This is a genomic window from Blautia sp. HCP3S3_G3 (genome assembly GCF_052063365.1).
Lineage (GTDB): Bacteria > Bacillota > Clostridia > Lachnospirales > Lachnospiraceae > Blautia_A.
Genome location: NZ_JBQHXR010000014.1, coordinates 1 through 23,624, shown reverse-complemented (window position 1 = coordinate 23,624; position 23,624 = coordinate 1). Strand labels below are relative to the sequence as shown.

23 protein-coding genes are annotated in these 23,624 nt (G+C 44.2%); 20 read left to right on the top strand and 3 right to left on the bottom strand.

Going from position 1 to position 23,624, the window contains the following annotated elements; genetic code table 11:
- The first annotated feature begins 3 nt into the window (after window positions 1-3).
- The 3 genes from ACTNEW_RS11620 to ACTNEW_RS11610 all read left to right on the top strand — a co-directional run bounded on the left by ACTNEW_RS11620 (window position 4) and on the right by ACTNEW_RS11610 (window position 3,488).
- The gene (locus ACTNEW_RS11620; RefSeq protein ID WP_441061083.1) at window positions 4-1,401 is read left to right on the top strand and encodes an exopolysaccharide biosynthesis polyprenyl glycosylphosphotransferase; all 1,398 of its coding nucleotides are present in this window, start codon (window positions 4-6) and stop codon (window positions 1,399-1,401) included.
- 29 nt (window positions 1,402-1,430) lie between these two features.
- Window positions 1,431-2,177, top strand: a complete 747-nt coding sequence (locus ACTNEW_RS11615; protein WP_441061081.1) for a glycosyltransferase family 2 protein — start codon at window positions 1,431-1,433, stop codon at window positions 2,175-2,177.
- 129 nt (window positions 2,178-2,306) lie between these two features.
- Entirely contained in the window at window positions 2,307-3,488 is a 1,182-nt protein-coding gene (locus ACTNEW_RS11610) for a CDP-glycerol glycerophosphotransferase family protein (RefSeq protein ID WP_441061078.1), read from the top strand.
- Window positions 3,489-3,570: 82 nt separating this feature from the next.
- On the opposite strand, the gene ACTNEW_RS11605 is transcribed toward ACTNEW_RS11610, so the two are convergent.
- Both ACTNEW_RS11605 and ACTNEW_RS11600 read right to left on the bottom strand, forming a co-directional pair.
- On the bottom strand, window positions 3,571-4,308 hold the full coding sequence (locus ACTNEW_RS11605; protein ID WP_441061076.1) for an ABC transporter ATP-binding protein: 738 nt from the start codon (window positions 4,306-4,308) through the stop codon (window positions 3,571-3,573).
- A gap of 1 nt (window position 4,309) precedes the next feature.
- On the bottom strand, window positions 4,310-5,095 hold the full coding sequence (locus ACTNEW_RS11600) for an ABC transporter permease (protein ID WP_441061073.1): 786 nt from the start codon (window positions 5,093-5,095) through the stop codon (window positions 4,310-4,312).
- A gap of 234 nt (window positions 5,096-5,329) precedes the next feature.
- Between ACTNEW_RS11600 and ACTNEW_RS11595 the strand changes: the two genes are divergently transcribed.
- The 17 genes from ACTNEW_RS11595 (at window position 5,330) to ACTNEW_RS11515 (ending at window position 22,930) form a co-directional block, all read left to right on the top strand.
- The gene (locus tag ACTNEW_RS11595; protein ID WP_441061071.1) at window positions 5,330-6,640 is read left to right on the top strand and encodes an acyltransferase family protein; all 1,311 of its coding nucleotides are present in this window, start codon (window positions 5,330-5,332) and stop codon (window positions 6,638-6,640) included.
- 168 nt (window positions 6,641-6,808) lie between these two features.
- The gene (locus ACTNEW_RS11590) at window positions 6,809-8,110 is read left to right on the top strand and encodes an adenylyltransferase/cytidyltransferase family protein (protein WP_441061068.1); all 1,302 of its coding nucleotides are present in this window, start codon (window positions 6,809-6,811) and stop codon (window positions 8,108-8,110) included.
- A gap of 95 nt (window positions 8,111-8,205) precedes the next feature.
- Complete coding sequence (locus ACTNEW_RS11585; RefSeq protein ID WP_441061065.1) at window positions 8,206-10,509, top strand: LicD family protein; 2,304 nt, start codon at window positions 8,206-8,208, stop codon at window positions 10,507-10,509.
- Window positions 10,510-11,688 (top strand): LicD family protein, encoded by a 1,179-nt coding sequence (locus ACTNEW_RS11580; RefSeq protein WP_441061062.1) that lies wholly within the window; start codon window positions 10,510-10,512, stop codon window positions 11,686-11,688.
- A 13-nt stretch (window positions 11,689-11,701) separates the two neighbouring features.
- Window positions 11,702-13,465: a thiamine pyrophosphate-binding protein gene (locus ACTNEW_RS11575; RefSeq protein WP_441061060.1), complete on the top strand. Its 1,764-nt coding sequence runs from the start codon at window positions 11,702-11,704 to the stop codon at window positions 13,463-13,465.
- A 132-nt stretch (window positions 13,466-13,597) separates the two neighbouring features.
- Window positions 13,598-14,335, top strand: coding sequence for an SDR family NAD(P)-dependent oxidoreductase (locus ACTNEW_RS11570; protein ID WP_441061057.1), 738 nt, complete (start codon window positions 13,598-13,600; stop codon window positions 14,333-14,335).
- Between the two features lie 225 nt (window positions 14,336-14,560).
- Entirely contained in the window at window positions 14,561-15,727 is a 1,167-nt protein-coding gene (locus ACTNEW_RS11565; RefSeq protein ID WP_441061054.1) for an ABC transporter substrate-binding protein, read from the top strand.
- A gap of 79 nt (window positions 15,728-15,806) precedes the next feature.
- Entirely contained in the window at window positions 15,807-16,691 is an 885-nt protein-coding gene (locus ACTNEW_RS11560) for a branched-chain amino acid ABC transporter permease (protein ID WP_441061051.1), read from the top strand.
- Between the two features lie 15 nt (window positions 16,692-16,706).
- Window positions 16,707-17,792 carry a branched-chain amino acid ABC transporter permease gene (locus ACTNEW_RS11555; RefSeq protein ID WP_441061048.1) on the top strand — a complete coding sequence of 362 codons (1,086 nt, stop codon included), beginning with the start codon at window positions 16,707-16,709 and terminating at the stop codon, window positions 17,790-17,792.
- On the top strand, window positions 17,785-18,624 hold the full coding sequence (locus ACTNEW_RS11550; protein WP_441061045.1) for an ABC transporter ATP-binding protein: 840 nt from the start codon (window positions 17,785-17,787) through the stop codon (window positions 18,622-18,624). The genes ACTNEW_RS11555 and ACTNEW_RS11550 overlap by 8 nt, the downstream gene beginning before the upstream one ends.
- Entirely contained in the window at window positions 18,617-19,339 is a 723-nt protein-coding gene (locus ACTNEW_RS11545; RefSeq protein WP_441061042.1) for an ABC transporter ATP-binding protein, read from the top strand. Before ACTNEW_RS11550 ends, ACTNEW_RS11545 begins: the two co-directional genes overlap by 8 nt.
- A gap of 151 nt (window positions 19,340-19,490) precedes the next feature.
- Window positions 19,491-19,640 carry a 50S ribosomal protein L33 gene (gene rpmG, locus ACTNEW_RS11540; RefSeq protein ID WP_441061176.1) on the top strand — a complete coding sequence of 50 codons (150 nt, stop codon included), beginning with the start codon at window positions 19,491-19,493 and terminating at the stop codon, window positions 19,638-19,640.
- A gap of 52 nt (window positions 19,641-19,692) precedes the next feature.
- A complete protein-coding gene (secE, locus tag ACTNEW_RS11535; protein ID WP_441061039.1) occupies window positions 19,693-19,902 on the top strand; it encodes a preprotein translocase subunit SecE in 210 nt (69 codons plus the stop codon).
- A 15-nt stretch (window positions 19,903-19,917) separates the two neighbouring features.
- Window positions 19,918-20,433, top strand: coding sequence for a transcription termination/antitermination protein NusG (nusG, locus tag ACTNEW_RS11530; protein ID WP_441061036.1), 516 nt, complete (start codon window positions 19,918-19,920; stop codon window positions 20,431-20,433).
- A 61-nt stretch (window positions 20,434-20,494) separates the two neighbouring features.
- Complete coding sequence (gene rplK, locus ACTNEW_RS11525) at window positions 20,495-20,920, top strand: 50S ribosomal protein L11 (RefSeq protein WP_178733754.1); 426 nt, start codon at window positions 20,495-20,497, stop codon at window positions 20,918-20,920.
- Window positions 20,921-20,974: 54 nt separating this feature from the next.
- Complete coding sequence (gene rplA / locus ACTNEW_RS11520) at window positions 20,975-21,667, top strand: 50S ribosomal protein L1 (protein ID WP_441061032.1); 693 nt, start codon at window positions 20,975-20,977, stop codon at window positions 21,665-21,667.
- A gap of 288 nt (window positions 21,668-21,955) precedes the next feature.
- Complete coding sequence (locus ACTNEW_RS11515) at window positions 21,956-22,930, top strand: D-alanyl-D-alanine carboxypeptidase family protein (RefSeq protein ID WP_441061029.1); 975 nt, start codon at window positions 21,956-21,958, stop codon at window positions 22,928-22,930.
- Window positions 22,931-22,968: 38 nt separating this feature from the next.
- Here ACTNEW_RS11515 and rbr read toward each other — a convergent pair whose 3' ends face one another.
- On the bottom strand, window positions 22,969-23,505 hold the full coding sequence (gene rbr / locus ACTNEW_RS11510) for a rubrerythrin (protein WP_441061027.1): 537 nt from the start codon (window positions 23,503-23,505) through the stop codon (window positions 22,969-22,971).
- Window positions 23,506-23,624 lie beyond the last annotated feature (119 nt).

Sequence of the window (23,624 nt, the reverse complement as noted above, 5' to 3'; positions counted from 1 at the left end):
TTTATGAGTAAAAGAGAAGATTACAAACGACTGATTGTATTTTGCCTTGCCAGTCTGGTGATTGTGGCACAGGCACTGGTATTTGCGTTTGTCTGGTATGATTATTACAGAGGGCTGATATTTGAACCCTTCTGGAGAAAGGGAAACTGGGTGCTGATCGCATTGTATGCATTGATCGATACTTTGTTTTCTCAGCTTTACGGAGGACTTAAGGTCGGCTATCTGAAAAGAATTGATGTGTTTTATTCGCTGACGCTTGCTACAATCTGTACAAATATTGTTGCGTATTTTCAGATTACGCTGATCAACCGCTGGTTTTTATCAGTATTGCCTATGCTGGAAATGACGGCTGTCCAGATCGTGATCATTATTGTCTGGATATGGCTTTCCAGATGGATCTATTCCAGAATTTATCATGCAAGACGTCTTCTGGTGATATATGGAGATGAGTGGGATCATAATCCGGATGAGCTGATTGCGAAGATGAACACCAGAAAAGATAAATATCAGATCAGCGGGAAAGTGCATGTCAATGTTGGTGAAGAGACGATTCACAGAATGATGGAAGAATACGATGGTGTGGTAATCTGGGAGCTGCCTTCACAGATCCGCAATTCTTACCTGAAATATTGTTTCTCCCATTCGATCAGGTGCTATTTCAGTCCGAAAATCTCAGATGTGCTGGTAACGGGCAGTGAGCGTATTCATTTGTTTGATACGCCGCTTATGGTTGCCAGAAATATGGGGCTTACGATCGATCAGAGAGCAGCCAAGAGGCTTTTGGACATTGTGATTTCCGGATTGGGAATTATTGCAACATCCCCTCTTATGATTTTGATTGCTGTTCTGATCAAGGCGTATGACAGAGGACCGGTGTTTTATTTCCAGGATCGACTGACTCTGAATGGAAAGACCTTCCGTATCTGTAAATTCAGAAGTATGTGTGTAGATTCCGAAAAAAATGGTGCCCGGCTTGCATCCAAGCATGACTCGCGAATTACACCGGTAGGCAAAGTGCTTCGGAATCTTCATTTGGATGAACTGCCGCAGCTGTTCAATGTCCTGGCTGGCGATATGTCTATGGTAGGACCAAGACCGGAGCGGGAATGTATCATGTGTGAATATCAGAAGGAACTTCCTGAATTTGATTACCGTCTGAAGGTAAAAGCAGGTCTTACAGGATATGCACAGGTATATGGGAAATATAATACAACACCTTATGACAAATTAAAGCTGGATCTGTTTTATATTGAGAACTATTCCTTCCTTCTGGATATTAAACTGTTATTTATGACAGTTAAGATTTTTTTCCAGAAAGAAGTTTCAGAGGGCGTGGATGACAGACAGAAAAATGCTCTGAAAGATTCTGTAAGCCCGGATTCTGAAAACAAAGAAGAATAAAAACTGTTAAATGATCAGAGGATAAGAATATGACAAATCAGCCGGTGGTATCTGTGGTTATGCCTGTTTACAATGGCGCACAATATATCAGACAGGCCGTAGAGTCTGTATTTCGACAGGATGTTCCCCTGGAATTAATCGTAGTCGACGATGGTTCTTCGGATGATACGGAGGAAATTTTAAAGGAATATCTGGGAAGAGATGATTTTCATTATCTGCGGAATAAAAACAATACAGGAGCGGCTGCTTCGCGTAATCGAGGTGTTAGAGAAGCGAGAGGGGAATATGTGGCATTTCTGGATGCAGATGACTGGTGGACGGATGGAAAACTGAAACATCAGCTGCGGGTTCTGAAAGATTCAGGAGCAGTTTTGTGCTCTACAGGGCGGGAGCTGATGAATCCGGATGGTACTTCTACCGGTAAATACATTCCTGTAAAACAAAAAATATCATACAGAGAGCTTCTGAAACACAATAGTATCAACTGTTCTTCTGTTCTCATCAGAAAAGAAGCTGCTCTGGAATTTCCAATGGAACATGATGACAGTCATGAGGATTATCTTACATGGCTGAAGGTACTGCGGAAATTCGGATTCGGGGCAGGGATTAATGAACCGTATCTGAAATATCGTCTGAGTGAAGACGGAAAATCCAGAAATAAATGGAAATCAGCCCTGATGACGTATAAGGTTTACCGTTATATGGGATATAATATGGCAGAGAGCATTTTGTTTTTTGGGTCTTATGTGATTCATGGCATCTGGAAATATCGCTGAAGCTGTTCAGTGGATTTGAGCGGTACAGAGAGGGCGAAATAATTGCGACAGATAACTTGTATGTTGCTGTGATGGCTGATGAGGATATCTGTCCAGACAGTCATATATGTTTATAAGAAGGTCAGAAATATGGGGGAAATGAGAAAGTTAAAATGTCTGTTGATGACGCAGGTTCTGAAACACATGGTAAGAGGGAAAACGGATCCATATACATGGATATTTTCTTCTGTTGATAATTGCTATTATAATTATAATTCCAGATACTTATTTGAATATGTAAAGGAACATATTCCGGAAGTGACACCGTACTTTGTGATTAACAATCCTGAGCGGAGACAGAAACTTTCTGAGGAGTACGGAGAAAAATATTTTATTGAAACAGAGAGTATTGAAGGAGTCCTCAAGGTTTTGGAAGCGGGAGTATGGTTTACTTCGGCAGGGCTTCCGGTTTATGGAATCGGCCTGGAAAAGGGGCGTTTGATTATTAATCTATGGCACGGCGTTCCTCTGAAAAAAATTGCTCTTCTTGATCCAAATCTCGGAAGAACAGCAAGACTCTATTTTAGAATGATTTTTTCAAAAAATTATTCTTGTATTCTGACGACTTCCAGTATTCTGGTTCCTGTTATGGCCAGGAGTTTTGATGTACCGGAAAGTAAGGTGAAAATCTGGGGCCAGCCAAGAAATGACGGGCTTTTCAGAAGATTGGACAGAACGGTATGGCTTAGAGAAATATTTGGAGAGCTCCCCAAATATCAAAAAACGATTCTGTATGCGCCGACATTCCGGGATTATAACGGGGTAAAGCTGTTTCCTTTTGAAGATTACGAGTATGAGAAACTGCAGGATTTTTTGGAGCAGGAAAAAATCATTCTGTTTCTCAGGACGCATATTAGTGAAAAAGAAGAGGTCAACAGGTATCTGGGTGAACGTATAAGGTATCTTGGAAATGAACAGGCAGAGGATGTGACCGGTTTTTTGAATGCATTTGACTGCCTGGTTACAGATTACTCCAGCATTTATGTGGATTATCTGCTGACAGACCATCCGATTATTTTTCTTCCATATGATCGGGATGCTTATCTGGATGAGCGGGGAATGAATTTTGATTATGATGATGTAACGCCTGGACCGAAGCCGGAGACGATGGAGGAATTTTTCGAATGTATTAAAGAAGGTCTGAAGGAGAATGATCCGTGGAAAAAGGAACGCGGAAGAGTGAATGCACTGTTAAATGAAGTGAGAGAGCCCTGCTGCGGCAGTATTTGCCGCCGTGTTCTGAAAAGAATAAAAAAACAGGAAGAAAAATAAAATACACCCGGGTTTGAAGAATCAGACCAGGGTGTGTTTTTGTTATAAGAAAGTGCTCTGCATGGTGGCAGGGACTTTGTAATCAGTTCTTTTCCATAAAGTCCACATATTCATCTAATACTTCCTGGGGTTTGCCGATTTTACGGATTTCCCCGTCATGCATCCACATAATCGTATCACAGAGCTCTTTGAGCGTACTGATATTATGTGAAACGATTACCACGGTACGGTCTTTGTTGGAAATCAGCTGTTTCATTTTGTTATAGCTTTTTTTCTTGAATTTCTGGTCGCCTACGCTCAGGACTTCATCGATCAGCATGATATCTGTCTCCAGAATCGCTGTGATGGAGAATGCAAGCTTGGAATACATACCGCTGGAATAAGTGCGGACCGGCATGTCGATGAAGTCGCCAAGCTCTGCGAATTTTATGATTTCTTCTTCCTTGGCTTTTACCTGTTCTTCGCTGAAGCCCAGGAGCATTCCGGAAAGAACGATATTTTCACGGCCTGTCATTTCCCGCTGAAATCCTACACCGATGGAAAGAAGGGAAATGCTGTGTCCCTTCAGATCAATGCTGCCGGAGTCTGGTGAAAAAATTCCGGCCAGAGCATTCAGAGTGGTAGACTTGCCGCTGCCGTTCTTGCCGATAATACCAAGAATCTCCCCTTCTCTTACATAGAAGGAAACCCCCTTGACTGCAACAAAATTATCTGTCTTCTGACGTTTGGAAGGCAGAAGAAGCTGTTTGATGGAAGTCTTTTTCAGGTTGCGGTAGCTGATGACCAGATCTTTGACTTCGATTGCGTGTTTTTCTTCCATATCAGATCACCTTTACATAACTGTTTTCATTTTTATAAATCTTACGCACACCGAGGATACTGATGACGAGCCCGATGACAAACCATACAAGGATCAGTTTTCTGTGCGGTGTTTTGCCGTAAATAACACAATCACGCATTGAAGAAATGATGAATGCGATTGGATTGCATTTGCAGACATAAGAATTATAAGGTGCAGGCAGACGCTTCATAATATCCCAGAAAATACCGGTCATATAGAGCAGAAGCCTGAGGACAATGTTGATTACATTCTGAAGGTCTTCAATGTAGACTCCATAATGCAGAAGGTAGCATCCTACACCGAATACGATCAGAAACAGATCGATCAGCAGCGGGAAAAAGTAAATAATATTTGTGGTCATCGGCACCTTATAAAAGAAGAGCATACCCACAACAATCAGTGCGGAAATTCCCATTTTGAATGCATTGACCATCATTCTATCGATAAGCAGGATGTATTTCGGAAGGTAAACCTTGGAAACGATCGGCTTATTCTGCTTCACAAGGCGGACACTCTGGGTCATGGTCTTGCTGAAAAAGATCCATATCGTATTTCCGAGGAAAATAAAGATAGGAAAATAAAGCTCCTTAGCTCCGAATACTTCACCAAAAATAAAAGCATAGATCAGCATATAGCAAAATGGCTCCAGAATCCACCACAGCCAGTTCAGATAAGAATTGGCAACTTCGGATTTCAATTGGGACTTGGCGGCATAAATGGAATATTTCCAGTATTTTTTCATATCCGCCTTAAATCTTTGAAACATGATCTCATCTCCTGTTTGTAATATATCTGGCGTATTGTCTGAATAATCCCTATCATCATACACTAAGCCAAAACGAATGGCAAGGAAAAACTTTCTGGATAAATATTTTGCGGCATTTCCGGAGAAAAAAACAGGAGGATATGACATTTGTTTTACAATTCTTTTTAAATTTTTGTTCCAAAAAAGCAAAAAGTATGTTATTATTTATTCATAATTTTATTAAAAGGGGAACATATGAAAGAAAAAAATCAGGGACCGGCACTGCCGTATTCCTATCTGGTAGATAATATTAAAGTTTTGCTTATTTATCTGGTGGTATTCAATCACATGATCGCATTCCAGCTGGTGAAGGATGATATGGCAGTGCGTCATGTATGGTATGCTATCACGATCTTCCATATGCCGGCATTTGTTTTTGTTTCAGGCTACCTGTGTAAGAAACCGCAGAACGTACTGAAGAATGTGAAAAATCTGCTGATTCCATATATTCTGGGTTACAGTCTGACCTGGTATGCCTATATCTGGTGCGGCAATTCTATGGATTATGAACTGCTGAGACCTTCCGGAAGTGCTATGTGGTATCTGCTGGCATTATTTATGTACCGCCTTACCATTGAAGGTCTTGGCAAGGTTCGTTTTGCGGTGCCGCTGAGCATTCTGTTTGCTCTCTGGGCAGGAACCAGACCGGAATTTTCTACTTATTTGTCGGCATCCAGAATCGTAGTATTTTTCCCGTTTTTTGTTGCGGGTTATCTCTGGGACAGCAGACATACACAGGCTGTGCGCAGATTTAAGGGCAAATGGGTACTGCTTCCGGTTTCTGTGGGACTTTTGTTTGCGGTGCCTCATTATATGATTTCGAGCGGCATTCCGGTGGATATTTTCCGTGGGAATCACAGTTATCTCATGTGCGGACTGACGGATGAGATGGGAATTATCATGAGACTGCTGATGTATCTGATTTCCTTTGTGCTGATTCTGACTTTTCTGGCAATTTTACCGGATCGGAAACTTCCGCTGACGTTTATCGGAAGAAATACGATGGGGATTTATTTCTTCCATTATCCGGTCATGATCGTTATGAGCGGCCTTTTGATCTTTAAGATCCCTCAGCTTGGTACCATATGGGCAGTGCTGGGACTTTCCCTGATATTTGTGCTGGTTCTTGGAAGCCCGCCGGTGGATTTTCTGTATAATGTAGTATTGAAGATTCTGACCCTCTGTCTCTTTAAGAGAGAAAAAGAAATCAAGGACGAAGGACTGGAAGATGAATATGACAGTGATGACGAACTGCAGTATGAACTTGTTCTGAAGCAGAGACGCAAGGCGATAGAAGAACTGGCGGCAACTCTGGAGACGGAAACAAATGGTGATCCTGCACAGGATGTCATGCAGAAACCATCACAGGATAATTCAGGAGAATCCAGAGAAATCCGGAGAAATCTTTCAAGAGAATCACTTGAGGAATCATCAGAGGCGCCTTTTGAAAAATCGCTTGAGAAGTCACCTGAGATACCTGATGAGCCGGAACGATCCGAAGAATAGAGGATATTCAGACACGTTCCGGTGTCACTTACAAAAGCGGTGAACATCCCCTTACAATGGAAGGATGGTATCTTCTGTTGTAGGGGGATTTGTTATAGTATGGGTGATTCGGGAGATAATACGAAAAGAGGTTTGTGGAATCAGAAGTTCGTGCAAAAAGGGGAAATCATGAAAAAAGTCATTACTTATGGGACCTTTGATCTTTTTCATCAGGGTCATTACAATATTATCAAACGGGCAAAAGAACTGGGCGATTATCTGATCGTTGGTGTGACCAGTGAGAGTTATGATATTGAGCGGGGAAAACTGAATGTACAGGACAGCCTGCTGAAGAGAATCGAGAATGTGCGCAGGACAGGGCTGGCAGACGAGATTATTATTGAGGAATATCAGGGACAGAAGGTCAACGATATTATTAAATATGATATTGACATTCTGGTGATCGGTTCTGACTGGAAAGGGAAATTCGATTATCTGAAGAACTATTGTGAAGTGAGATATCTTCCAAGAACCAAGAATATTTCCAGTACACAGATTCGGGATCAGGGGACGATTTACCGGGTTGGAGTTGTGGCCGAAGATGATCAGGATGGTGGAATCGTGGAAGAAACCCGGTATGTCAGCGGTATTCACGTGGAAAGCGTTTTTGCGCAGGAACAGCAGACCGCAGAGAAATTCTGTGAAAAATATGAATTGAATTCCTGTGAAACGGATTATGAGAAATTTTTGTCCGGAGTCGATATTGTATATGTCCGGTGCGGGCTGAAGCATCGTGTGGATTATATTGAACGGGCGATAGAACAGGGGAAATATGTGATCAGTGATTCGCCGTTGACCCTGGATCCGGATACATTGAAGAGACTTTTTTACAAGGCACGCCAGCAGGGAGTGGTTCTTGTAGAAAAATTGATGCTTGTTTATCTTCGGGCATTTAATCAGCTTGTGTGGCTGACTCACGGGGATATGATCGGAAAAGTACTCAGTGTGAAATGTGCCATTTCCCAGGATGATTTTGAGGGCGGCAAAAGCTTTTATGAAACAGTAGTTCATGCAATCTGTGCGATTTTGAAAATACTCGGGAAAGACGGTGCTGAGGTATCCAGCAATGCAGTGAAGAACGATGCGGGAAAATATGTGTATGATGTGATTACAATGAAATATCCCGATGCGCTGGGAACCATTGAGATCGGTTCCGCGGTAGATATGGAAAACGAACTGGTGATTCTGGGTACAAAAGGAAGAGTGACGATTCCCAATGACTGGTGGAATACCGGATATTTTGAAGCCAAGGTGGAAGGCAGTGAATTCCTGAAACGGTTCAGCTTTAATTTTGAAGGAAACGGATTCCGCTATCTGCTTCAGGAACTGCTGATTATGATCAGCGACAAAAGAACAGAATGTACCCGACTGTTTTATGAAGAATCGGAAGCAATTGTGGATATTCTCCGGGCAATTACCGGCAAACAATAATTGCCGGTATGAAGTGACGGGATAGTCGGGAAAACGGACGGATAGAGAAAAATGTAACAGACAGAATTTCTGGACAGATACAGGAAAGGATTATTATGACGGAAAAACAGGAACATTTGCTGCAGCTTCTGCGGGAAATTGATGAAATCTGCAAAAAGCATCATCTGCGTTATGTAATGGCGGGCGGAAGCCTGATCGGAGTTGTCCGCAACGAGGGATTTATTCCATGGGATGATGATGTGGATATTTATATGCCGAGAGATGACTGGGATAAATTTGTGGAGATTGCCCGGACGGAACTGCCGCCGGACCGTGCGGTACAGGCTGTGGATGTGGACAGGGAGTTTACGAATACCTTTCCCAGATATGCGGATACAGCAAGTTGTGCGATCCATAAACATCAGCTCATAGGAAAAGATAAGGCAGGAGAAATCGTGGATGTACTGACTCTGGACCCTATTCCTGCGGATGACCGGGAGTATGAGAAATACAGAACGCACATGATGATTTATTCCGAGCTGGTGAATGTGGCATTTGTTTACGGAAGCCGCTGGGAAATTCCGGCAGGCATGTATCTGAAATATCTTTTGTATGAAAAGATTTTTGGAAGAGATAAAACACTGAAAAAACTGGAAAAAATCATGTTTTCCTATAAAGAAGAGGAGTGTGACCGCTATGCCATGCGATGGGGCGGCTGCCCGTTCCTGTTTGATAAGGACATGATGTTTCCGGTAAAATATATGGAATTTGAAGGGCTTCAGGTGATGGTGCCAAACCGGGTCAGCGATTATTTGATCTGGCATTATGGGGATGAGTGGTCTTATATCCCGCCTCATGAGGAACGCTCTTCCCATGAAGCAATTACTCTGGAAGACAGCACTTATGAGGAACTGCGGGAAGAATATATGAAGAGAGTGAATCCGGGAAAAATCCGCAGAAACTCTGTATTTCGCAAGATGTACCATCTGCTGACTGCCAAGGGCCGTCATCGTCTGTCGAGGAAACGTAATCTTCTGAAGGCAAAAGCTGTGGAACTGGATCTGGAAGCACGTATCCGGGAAAATCCGGAATCTCTGGAATCGATGGTGGAGAAACGGGAATTTGCCGCGCTGAATGAGATTTTCAGCCAGTATTATCAGATCCAGCTCAGCAAAGAATTTATCGGTAGAGAAGATTTTGGAAATATTTATCCGTTTTATCATCCTGTACTTCTGAGTATTTCTGATGAAGCATTTGAAGCGGCAATGATGACACTGATCTGTACGGAAAGAGTAGCCAAAGCGCATCGGATGCTTCAGCTTAAGGAAAAACTGGATCATCTGACACCGAAGATGCAGCAGATGGCAGATGATATTGTCCTGTTTCGGAAAGCTGCCTGCCATTATGAAATGAAAGAAAAGGATGAGGCCGGGGCAATTTGCCGGGAACTTCTCGGACGATATCCGGAGAATCCCGGAGTTTTGAAGCTTCTCTGCCGTCTGGTGATGGAGCGTGCTTCAGAAAGCGGAGACACCTCACAGGCAGAAACATTGGTTGCCCATACACTGGATATCTATCCGGATGACGGTTATTTCCTCAAATACAAGGCAGACCTGGTGCTGAAAAAAGAAGGAAAAGCTCAGGCCCTTCCTCTTTATGCAGAAGCAAGGGAAAAGACCAACAACGGAATTACGCATCTGGAAATTGACAAATATCTGAAGACAGAGAAAGAGGAAGCGATCCGAAACTGCCGGGAACTGCTTAACCGTGAGAAAAAGGAAGAGGCACTTTCCTGGGCAAGTCTCTGGGAACGTCTTCTTCCGGAAGATGAGACCATCAGAGGATATGCGTGTCTGGTAAGAAGTACATTTGAGACAGATTCTGAACAGTTGAGCGAACTGGAAAAACTGCTGTATGCAAAGATGGCAGAATATGAAGAAAAGCCGGAGAAGATGTCCGGAGAAGACAGCAGCGTATGGTGTGAAGCAATGGAAGCTTTTCTTTGCCGTACCGGCTATCCGAAGGAATATGCAAAAAAGAAAATACAGATGTTCCTGACCGCTGACCAGAAAATTCTGGATGAGCTTTGTGTGCAGGTACTGGAATTTGATAACGATGAGAAAAAGGAAGCTGTCCGTTATAAACTGGCAGGCGATATTCAGTACAAAATGGGATGTACCGCACAGGCATTTGCCTGTTACCGGAAGGCACTGGAAGGAGAACTTCCAGTTGGAATCCGCGGTGAACTGGCGGATGTGATACTGGAGGACCTGTATAAAGGCGGAAAGAAAGCAGCAGCACTTGCCCGGAAAAAAGATGCAATGGAGTATCTGGATCACTGGCTTGGGAAATACGAAAATCTGGAAACGCTGCAGGGACTTTTTATCAGGACATTGAATCATTACGGAGTGGCAGAATAAATGGAGCAGAAACAATTAAACAGAGAACAACAGGAAGTGCTGGCACTTCTGAAAGAAATTGATGCAGTCTGCAGAAAAAATCAGATTACTTATTTTCTTTCTCCCAGACTGACACTGTGTGCCACAGAGGGGAAGCCGTTTCCGTCCAACCCGTTATCCGGAAATATTCTGATGAAGGTTTCTGAGATGGAACGGTTCCGAAAGGCAGCAGAAGCGGAACTTCCGGAAGGAAGGGCGCTGGAGTCCATGAAAAACAATCCGCGTTTTCCCGGATTTTTTCTGCGGTACGAGAACAAAAATACCCTTTGTTACCGGTTATATGAAGGACGGAATTATCAGTATCCGGGAATCGGAATCAATATCCTTCCTCTTCGCGTAAAAAATGCATCCAAAAGAACGCGTGCCTGGGATCAGCGTCTGGAAACCGGCTGGGTGCAGACCTGCGACAATGACCGGTATGAAATGGATCTGTATCGCTTTGTCTGTGGCTGGATGGTGCGGCTGCTGGGGATTTTCGGCCGCTGCAGTCTTGGAAAAAGAATTTACGACCGGTTATGTGTGAGTCAGGCTTCCGAAGAGGTAAAAAAATATGAACTCCGCTGGAGCAGAAGGATGTCTTACTCCTATCCGGCTGCTGTTTTTGAAACTGCAAAAGACGCAATGCTGGAAGGAGAAACATTTCTGATTCCCGGTGAGGAAGATGCTTACCTGAAGACAACATTTGGCAAAAATTATAAAAACCGCAGTTTTCGTGATGAGCCGTCCCCTCTGACCACGATGATCAGTGCCAGAATCAGCTGTGAGGACTTTCTCAGGGAGGCCGGTCCTCTGAAAAAACTTGTGAAGGCGAGAAGAAGACAGTTCCTTGCAGATAATTATGCGGATCGTTCGAAAGAGTATTTTAACTGGTGCTGGGAATACGCAAGACTCTGTGCGGACAGGAAAGAACTGACTGCGGATTATACAGGCAAGAAGGAATATATCAGAAACCTGTGGGAGAACCGGGATCTGGCGCGTCTGGAAAAGGCATTCCAGCCATATAAGAAGATGATGAACCGCTGTCTGGATGCAGAGGAGATTTTTGAACCGGATCCGGAAATTCTGGATATCTATCTTGGATATCTGGAAGAAACAGGTGCTTTGAAAACTCTGGAAAAAATACGGACTTACAGGAAATGAACAGGAGGTTTCCATGAAACTGACAGATTATATTGTAGAATTTTTACAGAGGAAGGGAATTCATGATTTCTTTGGATATCAGGGAACCATGATCGCGCATTTTGTGGATTCTGTAGAGAAGAATCCGCAGGCAAATAATCATTCCTGTTACAATGAACAGGGGGCATCTTTTGCAGCATGCGGTTATGCGCAGGCAAAGGACGGCTGTGCCTGTGCATATGCTACGAGCGGACCGGGAGCGGTCAATCTGCTTTCGGGAGTGGCGAATGCTTATTTTGATTCTCTACCGGTGGTATTTCTCACAGGGCAGCTGAATACGTATGAATATGAGGGGATTCCTGGACTGCGTCAGCAGGGATTTCAGGAAATTGATATTATTTCCATGGCAAAGCCGGTTACGAAATACTGTGTACAGATCCGTGAACCGGAGCAGATCGTAGAAGAATTGAACAAAGCTTATCACATTGCGACAACAGGACGGAAAGGTCCGGTTCTCCTGGACCTTCCCATGAATATACAGAGAAGTGAAGTGGAACATCCGGTTTTTGATATGGAGTTTCCGGAAGACGGAGAGGATGCGGGAACAAAAGAATCCCTGGAGCAGAATGCGCAGGAGGCCTTTCGGACAATCTGCGATGCGCTGAAAGAAGCCCGGCGTCCGGTTATTCTGATGGGGCATGGTGTGGATAGCCGGGAAAGCCAGACCGGACTTCTGAAATTTGCAGAAACATATCAGATTCCTGTGATCACCAGTGTTCTTGCAAAATCAGTGATTCCGTATGACCATCCGCTGAATTTCGGATGTATCGGCGGAGCTTATGGCCACCGTTATGCCAATATGATCGCCAATGTCAAGAGTGATCTTCTGCTTTGTTTTGGGATTTCTCTCTGTACCCGCCAGATCGGCGTCAAAGTGCATGAATTTGCCAAAAACGCCAGAATAATCCGGGTGGATATAGACCCATTCAGTCTAAAAAGAGAGATTCACGAAAATGGAGAGAATGAAGAAACCTTCTGTGCCGATACTGCGGAAGTGATCAAACTCCTCAAAAAAGCAAAACTGCCGGAAATCGGCAAGGAAGAGGAATGGCCGGTAATCTGTACAGAGATGAAAGAAAATCTGGAGGCTGTCGATAATCAGACACCGGAGCGTTATCCCAACCGGATGATTGCTTCTTTGAGTGACTGCCTTTCGGGCACTTCGGCTGTTGCAGTGGATGTGGGACAGCACATGGTCTGGAGTTATCAGTCCTTCAGAAACAGACGCGGGCAGAATCTGTTGTTTTCCGGCGGACATGGAGCCATGGGATTTGCTTTGCCTGCAGCTATTGGTGCGTATTATGCCACAGGTAAACCGGTCGCGTGTCTTTGCGGTGACGGTGCTTTTCAGATGAATATCCAGGAACTGCAGTGGGTGAGAAGAGAAAATATTCCAATCAAAATGATTGTGATGAATAATGGGGCACTTGGAATGATCCGGCATTTACAGAGAGACTATTTTGACTGCCTTTTTGCAGGAACGACGGAGGGCTGCGGATTTTCCTCCTGCGATTTCAGTAAAGTTGCAGAAGCCTATGGCGTGAAGGCGCTTCGTATTCCTTATGATGATACAGCGGAGCTGGCACCGGAATTTCTGGAAAAGGATGGACCGATGCTTCTGGAGATTCTGATGGAACATGGAACCTTCGCCTATCCCAAGACCTGTCTCGGAGAACCGATCCACAATCAGCAGCCTTATATTCCGAAGGAAATCTATGAGCGTCTGCTGGCGTTGTAAGGAAGTGCAGGGAAATGGTGATAAGGAGTAAGAATGAAAAGCAAAGATTTATATTACAGGAAAGTGTTTTGCATTTTCCTGTAATATAAAAACTTGTTTATGTTCGGGTGAAGCGAAAGGAATGATAAAAACATGAACAGAGTATCGGTGGTAACCGGAGGGACTTCCGGAATCGGCAGGGGAATCGTGGAGAAGATTCTTGCCAATTCTGCGGAAGATGACCGGATTTTTGTAAATTATGCCAGCAATCGAGAGAGAGCGGAAGAGTTTCTTCACAGCCTTTCGGAAGAGGACCAGCAAAAAGTGATTCTGGTACAGGCAGATATGTCATCCTATGAGGCTATGCTGTCTTTTGTACAGGAAATCAGAGAAAAAGCCGGTCATGTAGACTGGCTGATCAGTAATGCCGGTATCAGTACGTATGCGAAATATGAGGATTATACCTTTGAAGAATGGACGAAAATCGTCAACACGAATTTGTCTGTGCCGGTATTTCTGGTGAAAGAACTCCGCCCCATGATGATGGAAGGGGGAAAGGTTCTTTTTATGGGATCTTATGCAGGAGTGCAGGCGTATTCCTCCTCGCTGGTTTATGGTGTGACAAAGGCTGCTATTCATTTCCTTACCAAATCTCTGGTGAAGGAATTTGAGCCGAAAGGAATCACAGTCAATGCCATTGCGCCGGGATTTATCCAGACTCCCTGGCATGAATCACGCAGCCAGGAAAGCTATGACCGTATCAATAAAAAAATTGCCCTTCACCGGTTTGGCGAGATCAAAGATGTGGCAGACCTTGCGTACTGTATCCTCACGAATGGATATATGAATGGAAGCGTCGTGGATATCCATGGGGGATATGATTACTTTTAGAGCGTGTTTGAAAAAGCATGTACCGAAGAAAAAGGTACATGCTTTTTTGGATAACAATGCGAAAAGATCAGTCTTGCCTGTTGGAAATATTGCGTATTTTAAGAAAATAATATGAAAAAACTGTGAAATTTTACTTGCCTAAAGCGTTTAAGCGTGGTATAATTTGTGACATGTTTTAGAGATGAATACAAATGTCTTTGACCCAAGAACAAGGAGGAGAGAAAGATGAAGAAAAAATTATTATCTGTTTTAATGGCAGCAGCCATGGTTGCAGTCACAGCAGTACCGGCATTTGCAGCAGATACCATTAAGATTGGTGTTTACGAACCGGCATCCGGTGATAATGGCGCAGGCGGCAAGCAGGAGACACTTGGTATCCAGTATGCAAACAGCCTTACTCCAACTGTAGAGATCGGCGGAACAGAATACAATGTAGAACTGGATATCGTAGATAACGAGTCTTCCAATGATAAAGGACCATCCGCAGCAGCGCAGCTTGTCAGTGATGGTGTATCCATCGTACTTGGTTCCTATGGTTCCGGTGTATCCATCGCAGCATCTGATATTTTCAAAGAGGGCGGAGTTCCGGCTATGGGCGTTACCTGTACGAACCCGCAGGTAACTCAGGGAAATACCCATTATTTCCGGATCTGCTTCCTTGATCCGTTCCAGGGAACCGTACTTGCAAATTTTGCAAACGAAAACTTTGAGGCAAAGAAAGCATACGTTCTTACCAAACTTGGTGATGATTACTCCACAGGCGTTGGCTTCTATTTCACAAAGGCATTTGAAGCACTCGGCGGTGAAGTTGTAGCAGAAACCTTCCAGGAAGGAAACAGCGATTTTACTTCCTATATCGCATCTGCAAAAAATGCAGAAGCTGACGTATTCTTCGCACCGGTTTCCATTGAAGCAGCAGCTCTGATCATCGAGCAGGCAGCAGCCCAGGGACTGGAAATGCCTCTTCTTGCAAGTGATACATGGGATTCCAACGTTGTCCTGAACACAGCAAAAGGCAAAAACGTTCAGATTTATGTAACAACCTTCTATCAGGAAGGCGGAAATCCGGAATTTGACGAAGGTATCAAGGCCTATATCAATTCCGATTCTACTGCAAAAGCAAACAACGGCGGTGATGACATCGTTGCAGCTGTATCCGCAATGGGATATGATGCGTATTATGTAGCTCTTGAAGCGCTGAAAGCAGCAGGTTCTCCGGATCCGGCAGCAGTGAACGAAGCACTGTGGAACGTAGAATATGACGGTGTCTGCGGAAAAGTTGTATTTGACAAAGAAAACGGTGACGCAGTCAGAGATACTGCTTTTGTAAAGAGTGCAAATACAGAGACCGGCGCATGGGATCTGGTAGGAGCTCAGAAGGTAGAAGAATAAGAAACAAAAAGAAATGCAAAAATACAGATCGGGGCGGGTTCTATCCCGCCTCGACATTTTAGGTTAAGGGAGGATTTCCATGGAATGGTTCAGTAAAAATCTGCCATATCTGCTGGCGGGTGTTTCTGTAGGCGGTCAGTATGCTCTGATTGCGATTGGATACACCATGGTATATGGCATTTTGCGTTTGATCAACTTTGCCCACGGAGATATTTTTATGGTCGCGGGCCTGATGATGGTATATTTATCGGCAACTATGCCGGTTTACATTGCGATTCCGATTGTTCTGGTGGCAACGGTGGTTCTTGGCTTTCTTGTGGAGCGCGTGGCATACAAACCTCTTCGTCAGGCACCCAGAATGTCTATTATGATCTCTGCGATCGGTGTTTCGTATTTGCTGCAGAATCTGGCTCTGTATATCACAGGCGGACTTTCCCAGCAGTATCCGGCAATACCGTGGATCAGCGATGTGGTGAGTGTGTTTGGTGCAAGTACCAAGCGTGTGACAGTCATTACCCCGTTTCTGACAATTATTCTGGTGATCGCACTGGTTGTTCTGATCAAATATACCAAGATTGGTATGGCTATGCGTGCAGCATCCAAGGATTTTGAAACTTCTCAGTTAATGGGTATCAAAATCAATTCCGTAATCAGTATGACCTTTATCATCGGTTCTTTCCTTGCGGCAGTGGGCAGTCTTCTGTTTTTTACAAACTATACAGGCGTTACCCCTACCGTTGGAGCCATGCCGGGTCTGAAAGCTTTTGTTGCCGCTGTATTTGGCGGAATCGGTTCCATTCCGGGGGCTGTGATCGGAGCATTTATCATTGGTATCTGTGAGAACATTATCAAGGGTATGGGATGGACCACTTTCTCCGATGCATTTACATTTGCCCTTTTGATTATTGTACTGATCTTTAAACCGACAGGTCTTTTCGGTGAAAAGGCAACGGATAAAGTCTGAGAAGGAGGCGTGATTATGACAAAGAAAAAAGAAACCATCATAAACGTTTCCCTGATTGTGGCGCTGCTGGCGGTACTGTATGTAATGGAACATACACTGCCTTCCACAGCAATGATCTTTACTGTATTGAAAAAAGGTGCCATTTATGCACTTGTAGCAGTTTCCATGAACCTGCTGAATGGTTTTACCGGATTATTTTCTCTCGGACAGGCAGGTTTTATGCTTCTTGGAGCTTATACATACGGTATCCTGACGATTCCTGTGGAACAGAGGGAATTTGTATATATGTATTATGACGGCGGAATTATTCATTTTTCGGTGCCGGTGGTTGTAGCACTTGTTGCAGCTGGCGCGGTTGCGGCTTTTTTTGCGTATCTCATCGGTCTTCCCGTGCTCCGTCTGAAAAGCGATTATCTGGCGATTGCCACACTGGGATTTGCGGAAATTATCCGTGCAGTTTTCCAGTGGGATAAACTTGGTCCTGTCACCAACGGCTCCAACCTGCTGAAAAGCTATCCGACTTTCAGAAGTGTGATTTTTCCTTTTGTGGTATCCGGAATCTGTATTGCCATTATTGTCATGCTGATCAATTCTACCTATGGACGTGCGTTTAAAGCAATCCGTGATGATGAGGTTGCGGCGGAAGCCATGGGTATCAATCTTGCTCACCATAAGAGACTGGCGTTTGTCATCAGTTCTTTCTTCGCAGGTATTTCCGGTGCACTTCTGGCTATGTACCAGACAACGATTCAGGCATCCATGTTTAAGTCTGCCATGACTTATGAAATCCTTCTGATCGTGGTAATCGGCGGAATCGGTTCTATCACGGGAAGCTGTATCAGTTCCTTCCTGTTTATCATCCTGTCTGAATGGCTGCTGCGTTTTCTGGACAGCGAAATGTATATCGGAGATTTCAAAGTGCCGCTTCTGCGTGCTGGTTTCCGAAAAGTTGTATTTTCAATCATTATTATGGTCATCGTGCTGTTCTTCCGAAAAGGTATTATGGGTACGAAAGAATTTTCTGTAAGGGGAATTTATAACTTCTTTAAGAAGAGAGCACAGAGAAAGAATGCTGTACAGGGAGGTGACTCCAATGAGTAATGTATTAAAAGTTGAAAATGTCACCATGCAGTTCGGCGGTGTCGTAGCTGTGGACAACCTGAATCTGGAAGTAAATAAAGGGGAGATCGTATCCCTGATCGGACCCAATGGTGCGGGCAAAACCACTGCATTTAACGTCATTACCGGCGTTTATGCACCTACGAACGGGGCCGTATATTTCAATGAAAACAAAATTATCGAAAATCATCCGCAGGGCAAGATGAAAAAGCTCTACAGGGGAGAAAATAACGGAAAGTATCATACTTCTCTTGCTCCGACTCCGGATAAGATCACGAAGCTTGGAATCGCAAGAACATTCCAGAATATTCGTCTGTTTAAGAGTCAGACTGTATTTGAAAATATTCTGATTGCCAAGCATTGCAGACGTACCAGCAATCTTTTTACCGCGACTTTCCATCTGAATGGAAAGGAAGAAGCGCAGATGCGTGAGGAGACCGAAAAGCTTCTGAAGATTCTGGAACTGGAAAATGTCAAGGATGAACTGGCAACATCGCTTCCTTACGGTAAGCAGAGACGTCTGGAAATAGCCAGAGCACTTGCGACAGAACCGAGTCTGCTTCTGCTGGATGAACCGGCAGCCGGTATGAATCCGCAGGAAACAGACGAGCTGACAGCCTTTATTGGAAGAATCCGTGATGAATTCGGGCTGACGATTTTTATGATTGAGCATCATATGGATCTGGTTATGGAGATTTCTGACAGGATTTATGTACTGGATTTCGGTAAAATGATCGCATCGGGAGTTCCGGAAGAAATTCAGAACAATCCAAGGGTTATCGAAGCATATCTGGGAGGTGCCGCAGATGAGTAATATTCTGGAAGTAAAAAATTTATGTGTATCCTATGGCGGTATCAAAGCCGTAAAAAATATCAGTTTTGAAGTCCCGAAAGGGGAAGTGGTGACGCTGATCGGTGCCAATGGTGCAGGAAAGAGCTCCACGCTTCGTTCGATCGTAGGTCTTGTAAAACCGTCTGCAGGAAAGATTCTTATGAACGGAAAGGAAATTTCCGGAAAAAGTACAGAGCAGATCGTTGCTCAGGGAATCACTCTTGTACCGGAAGGACGAAGAGTTTTTGCGGATCTGACGGTACTGGAGAATCTGAAAATCGGTGCCTACATGCGCAAGGATAATCTGGAAGATGATATTAACTGGTGTTATGATCTGTTTCCGAGACTGAAAGAGCGCCACTGGCAGCTTGCCGGAACGTTATCCGGCGGTGAGCAGCAGATGCTGGCTATTGCCCGCGCTCTTATGAGCCGCCCGGAAGTCATTATGATGGACGAGCCGTCACTGGGCCTTGCGCCAATCGTGGTACAGGGCGTGTTCGATATTATCCGCGAGATCAATAAGCAGGGAAAAACCATTCTTCTTGTAGAACAGAATGCAAATATGGCGCTTCATGCCGCTCACCATGGCTATGTAATGGAAGTCGGTTCCATTACCCTTTCCGGCACCGGTCAGGAACTTGCAGAGAATGAATCGGTGAAAGCCGCATATCTTGGCAAGGCGAGAAATAAAAAATAAAAGGGAAAAGGCTTGACTTACCTGTATATCCTGTGTTAAAATTGACAGGCGACATGGAAGTTAGGTCTTTTTTTTATGCCCGAAAATGAGACGGATACATTTCCCGGCAGAAGAACAGACTGTGCAAATGAAAACACTGGAGGTGGAAGTTGTGCGCGTTAAGATTACATTAGCATGTACTGAGTGCAAGCAGCGTAACTACAATATGACTAAGGAGAAAAAGAACCATCCTGAGAGATTGGAAACCAAGAAATATTGTAAGTTCTGTCACAGACACACAATGCACAAGGAAACAAAATAATCACAAAGTAACTATGACAGATAGTTACTCACATGAATTGTGAGGTCACGCTATGCAAGAAAAGGAAAAATCTGCTGGCAAAGGCCAGAAGAACAGTTGGTTTCGTGGACTTCAATCAGAATTCAAAAAGATTGTATGGACAGACCGCGATACTCTGGTGAAACAGACAGTTGCAGTAGTAGTGATTACTGTGATTCTGGGCGTTCTCATCAGCGTTATGGATGCCGGTATTCTGGAAATCATTAATCTTTTAATGAAATAAGGAAAAGGTGATTGTATGTCAGAAGCAAAATGGTATGTTGTACATACCTATTCCGGGTATGAGAACAAAGTAAAAGCCAACATTGAAAAGACAATCGAAAACCGACACCTGGAAGATCAGATCCTGGAAGTCAGAGTTCCTCTTCTGGAAGAAATTGAGATGAGGAACGGAGTGGCCAAGCAGGTACAGAAAAAATTGTTTCCGGGATATGTGCTGCTCAACATGATTATGAATGACGACACATGGTACGTTGTCCGCAACACTCGAGGTGTTACAGGCTTTGTAGGACCGGGTTCCAAGCCGGTAGCTCTTGAAGAAGAGGAAATGCTCCGTATGGGCATCAAGAGCGAGGCAGTGAATGTGGATTTTGCAGAGGGCGATCAGATCGTTGTAACAGGCGGTGTATGGAAAGATACTGTGGGCGTTATCGAATCTATCAACATGCAGAAACAGGTTGTTACCATGAATGTTGAGCTTTTCGGTCGCGAAACACCGGTAGAAATAAGTTTCGCAGAAGTCAAGAAATTATAACAGGTTATCATTATAGTGGGAGGGAAATACCCCCGCCAATACCACATAGGAGGTGCCGAAAATGGCAAAGAAAGTAACAGGATATATCAAATTACAGATTCCGGCTGGTAAAGCAACTCCAGCACCACCAGTTGGTCCGGCTCTTGGACAGCATGGTGTAAACATTGTTCAGTTTACAAAAGAGTTCAACGCAAGAACAGCAGATCAGGATGGTATGATTATCCCGGTTGTGATCACTGTTTATGCAGACAGAAGTTTCAGCTTCATAACCAAGACTCCGCCAGCAGCCGTTCTTCTGAAGAAAGCCGCTAATATCAAATCCGGTTCCGGTGTTCCGAACAAGACCAAAGTTGCAAAAGTGACAAAGGCTCAGGTTCAGGAAATTGCAGAACTGAAAATGAAAGACCTGAATGCAGCATCCATCGAAGCAGCTATGAGCATGATCGCAGGAACTGCAAGAAGTATGGGAATCGAAGTAGTAGACTAATACAAATAGGAAGTGGGAGGGAAATCCCCGCCAATACCACAGGAGGTTATAGAAATGAAACGAGGAAAAAAATACGTGGAAGCTGCAAAGGCAGTAGACCGCGCAACATTATATGATACCGCAGAAGCTATCAGCTTAGTTAAGAAAACTGCAGTTGCTAAATTTGATGAGACTATCGAAGCTCATATCCGTACAGGCTGCGATGGACGTCATGCAGATCAGCAGATCCGTGGTGCAGTTGTACTGCCTCATGGAACTGGTAAACAGGTTCGCGTTTTAGTATTCGCAAAAGATGCAAAAGCAGAAGAAGCAAAAGCAGCTGGCGCTGAATTCGTAGGAGCAGAGGAGCTGATTCCGAGAATCCAGAATGAAGGATGGCTTGATTTCGACGTTGTTGTTGCAACTCCTGATATGATGGGTGTTGTAGGTCGTCTGGGTCGTGTACTTGGACCGAAAGGATTAATGCCAAACCCGAAAGCCGGTACTGTAACAATGGATGTTACAAAAGCGGTTCATGATATCAAAGCAGGTAAGATTGAATACCGTCTTGACAAAACCAACATTATCCATGTTCCGATCGGTAAAGCTTCCTTTACTGAGGAACAGTTAAGCGACAACTTCCAGACGCTTATCGAAGCTATTCTGAAGGCAAGACCAAGCACCTTAAAGGGTCAGTTCCTGAAGAGCGTAGTAATTGCTCCGACAATGGGACCTGGTGTGAAGATCAACCCGATGAAACTGGCTTAATAGATTGTGAGAAAAGGACATTCTTAGCGGAATGTCCTTTTTTATTACGATTGCGCCAGCAATCGGCTTTCATAAATGTGTGATGTCTGCGTAAGCAGACATGTCCGTTTAGTTTGTGTGCCGGGCATGCGTGAGGATTAACGAGTGAAAGATTCGAAAGCTTTCCTGTGATATATAAGATATTAAAATATTTATCGGCATACGTGATATAATGAATGAGTATTAGCCGGGATGAGGAAACAAACAGAATTAAATAGTGTATTCACAAATGGAAATGAGGGATGTAAATTGGCGGCACGAAAAAGAAAAAAGAAGAAAAGAACAAGTAAGACAAAAATGCTTCTCTGCCTGATGGTGGAGATCATAGTTGTTCTGGTTCTGCTGGTTATCATCGGATGGGATTATGGAGTGGAAGACTGGCTGAAGGAAGTCACCACGCCGGTTGTAAAAGAACTGGATGTCGGCGGTGTGAACAGCTCTCATGTTGTGCTGATGTCGGCCAATGGCGGCAAGGTGATTGGGGAGATCAACGGAGAAGAGCAAATATATCCGGCATCGCTGACGAAAATCATGACGGTGATTGTCGCTATTGAAGAGCTGGATGATCTGGAGGAAAAGATCATGCTGGATGCGGATATTTTTCCGGAACTGTATGCGGGAGATGCTACGCAGGCGGGATTTCAGGCAGGAGAAGCCGTCCGCGCCATAGATCTGCTATATGGTGCTATCCTTCCCTCGGGAGCAGAATGCTGTATTGGCCTTGCAGATGCAATTGCCGGTTCAGAGGATGCCTTTGTGGAGCTGATGAATAAGAAGGCGCAGAAAATCGGAATGGAAAATACGCACTTCTGTGATACGACAGGCCTCCATGACCCGAACCATTACAGTACGGCCTATGACATGGCAGTACTTCTGAAATACGCAATCCGAAATGATACGTTTCGTGAGATTATAGAGACTCCGAGGCATTCCACGGGAGTGACCAATATACATCCGGACGGGATCACCTATTACAGTACCATGTTTAAGAATCTGAATGATCCGACAGTTACCGAAGGAAAAATCCTAGGCGGTAAAACAGGCTATACCAATGAAGCCGGACTGTGTCTTGCAAGCTTTGCGGAAATCGGAGGAAGAGAGTATATACTGGTGACGGCCGGAGCACCGGGTAATACGGGAGAACCGCTTCATGTACAGGATGCTGTGACAATATATAACCGACTGGGAGAAGCTGCGCAGGCACTGACCGACAAAAATGCCTGAGAGAAAAACTCTCAGGCATTTTGACATAACAGCAGTAATTAATAATTTTCCACTTTTCTTTCAAAATAAGCCTTCGGATGTGCGCATACCGGGCAAACTTCCGGTGCTTCTTCATCCATATGGATGTATCCGCAGTTGCGGCATTTCCAGCCGAGAGGAGCATCGCCCCTGAAGGTTTTGTCTGCTTTGTAGGATTCCAGAAGTTTTCTGTAGCGTTTCTCGTGAGCTGCTTCTACTCTGGCAACGCCTTCAAACTTACGTGCCAGTGCCTCAAAGCCTTCTTCTCTGGCTTCACGTGCCATGCGGGCATACATATCAGTCCACTCATAGTTTTCACCTGCAGCGGCATCTTCCAGATTCTCAGCGATATCATGGATGCCGTGGAATTCTTTGAACCACATTTTTGCATGCTCTTTTTCCTGATCTGCGGTTTCCAGATAAAGAGCTGCGAGCTGTTCATAACCGGCTTTTTTCGCTGCGGAAGCATAGTATGTATATTTGTTTCTTGCTTCGGATTCTCCTGCGAATGCAGCTTTCAGGTTCTGTTTGGTTTTGGTGCCTGTATATTTGGACATAAAACAACCCTCCCTATTAAGTCAAGTCTTTTTTCCTTGAATATCAAGGATTTTTTCAATATATCATCAATAAATATCTCAGAAGAAGGAGCCATAGGAATGGACATTTCTCTGTATCT

What these genes read in the sequence shown, in the direction of transcription:
- ACTNEW_RS11600 (WP_441061073.1), bottom strand. Translation starts at nt 5,095, where the DNA reads ATGTTTCAAAGATTTAAGGCGGATATGAAAAAATACTGGAAATATTCC.
- rbr (WP_441061027.1), bottom strand. Translation starts at nt 23,505, where the DNA reads ATGTCCAAATATACAGGCACCAAAACCAAACAGAACCTGAAAGCTGCA.
- nusG (WP_441061036.1), top strand. Translation starts at nt 19,918, where the DNA reads ATGTCAGAAGCAAAATGGTATGTTGTACATACCTATTCCGGGTATGAG.
- ACTNEW_RS11575 (WP_441061060.1), top strand. Translation starts at nt 11,702, where the DNA reads ATGAAACTGACAGATTATATTGTAGAATTTTTACAGAGGAAGGGAATT.
- ACTNEW_RS11545 (WP_441061042.1), top strand. Translation starts at nt 18,617, where the DNA reads ATGAGTAATATTCTGGAAGTAAAAAATTTATGTGTATCCTATGGCGGT.
- ACTNEW_RS11610 (WP_441061078.1), top strand. Translation starts at nt 2,307, where the DNA reads ATGGGGGAAATGAGAAAGTTAAAATGTCTGTTGATGACGCAGGTTCTG.
- ACTNEW_RS11555 (WP_441061048.1), top strand. Translation starts at nt 16,707, where the DNA reads ATGACAAAGAAAAAAGAAACCATCATAAACGTTTCCCTGATTGTGGCG.
- ACTNEW_RS11580 (WP_441061062.1), top strand. Translation starts at nt 10,510, where the DNA reads ATGGAGCAGAAACAATTAAACAGAGAACAACAGGAAGTGCTGGCACTT.
- ACTNEW_RS11550 (WP_441061045.1), top strand. Translation starts at nt 17,785, where the DNA reads ATGAGTAATGTATTAAAAGTTGAAAATGTCACCATGCAGTTCGGCGGT.
- rplK (WP_178733754.1), top strand. Translation starts at nt 20,495, where the DNA reads ATGGCAAAGAAAGTAACAGGATATATCAAATTACAGATTCCGGCTGGT.
- ACTNEW_RS11595 (WP_441061071.1), top strand. Translation starts at nt 5,330, where the DNA reads ATGAAAGAAAAAAATCAGGGACCGGCACTGCCGTATTCCTATCTGGTA.
- rplA (WP_441061032.1), top strand. Translation starts at nt 20,975, where the DNA reads ATGAAACGAGGAAAAAAATACGTGGAAGCTGCAAAGGCAGTAGACCGC.
- ACTNEW_RS11565 (WP_441061054.1), top strand. Translation starts at nt 14,561, where the DNA reads ATGAAGAAAAAATTATTATCTGTTTTAATGGCAGCAGCCATGGTTGCA.
- ACTNEW_RS11590 (WP_441061068.1), top strand. Translation starts at nt 6,809, where the DNA reads ATGAAAAAAGTCATTACTTATGGGACCTTTGATCTTTTTCATCAGGGT.
- ACTNEW_RS11620 (WP_441061083.1), top strand. Translation starts at nt 4, where the DNA reads ATGAGTAAAAGAGAAGATTACAAACGACTGATTGTATTTTGCCTTGCC.
- ACTNEW_RS11585 (WP_441061065.1), top strand. Translation starts at nt 8,206, where the DNA reads ATGACGGAAAAACAGGAACATTTGCTGCAGCTTCTGCGGGAAATTGAT.
- ACTNEW_RS11605 (WP_441061076.1), bottom strand. Translation starts at nt 4,308, where the DNA reads ATGGAAGAAAAACACGCAATCGAAGTCAAAGATCTGGTCATCAGCTAC.
- secE (WP_441061039.1), top strand. Translation starts at nt 19,693, where the DNA reads ATGCAAGAAAAGGAAAAATCTGCTGGCAAAGGCCAGAAGAACAGTTGG.
- ACTNEW_RS11615 (WP_441061081.1), top strand. Translation starts at nt 1,431, where the DNA reads ATGACAAATCAGCCGGTGGTATCTGTGGTTATGCCTGTTTACAATGGC.
- ACTNEW_RS11560 (WP_441061051.1), top strand. Translation starts at nt 15,807, where the DNA reads ATGGAATGGTTCAGTAAAAATCTGCCATATCTGCTGGCGGGTGTTTCT.
- ACTNEW_RS11570 (WP_441061057.1), top strand. Translation starts at nt 13,598, where the DNA reads ATGAACAGAGTATCGGTGGTAACCGGAGGGACTTCCGGAATCGGCAGG.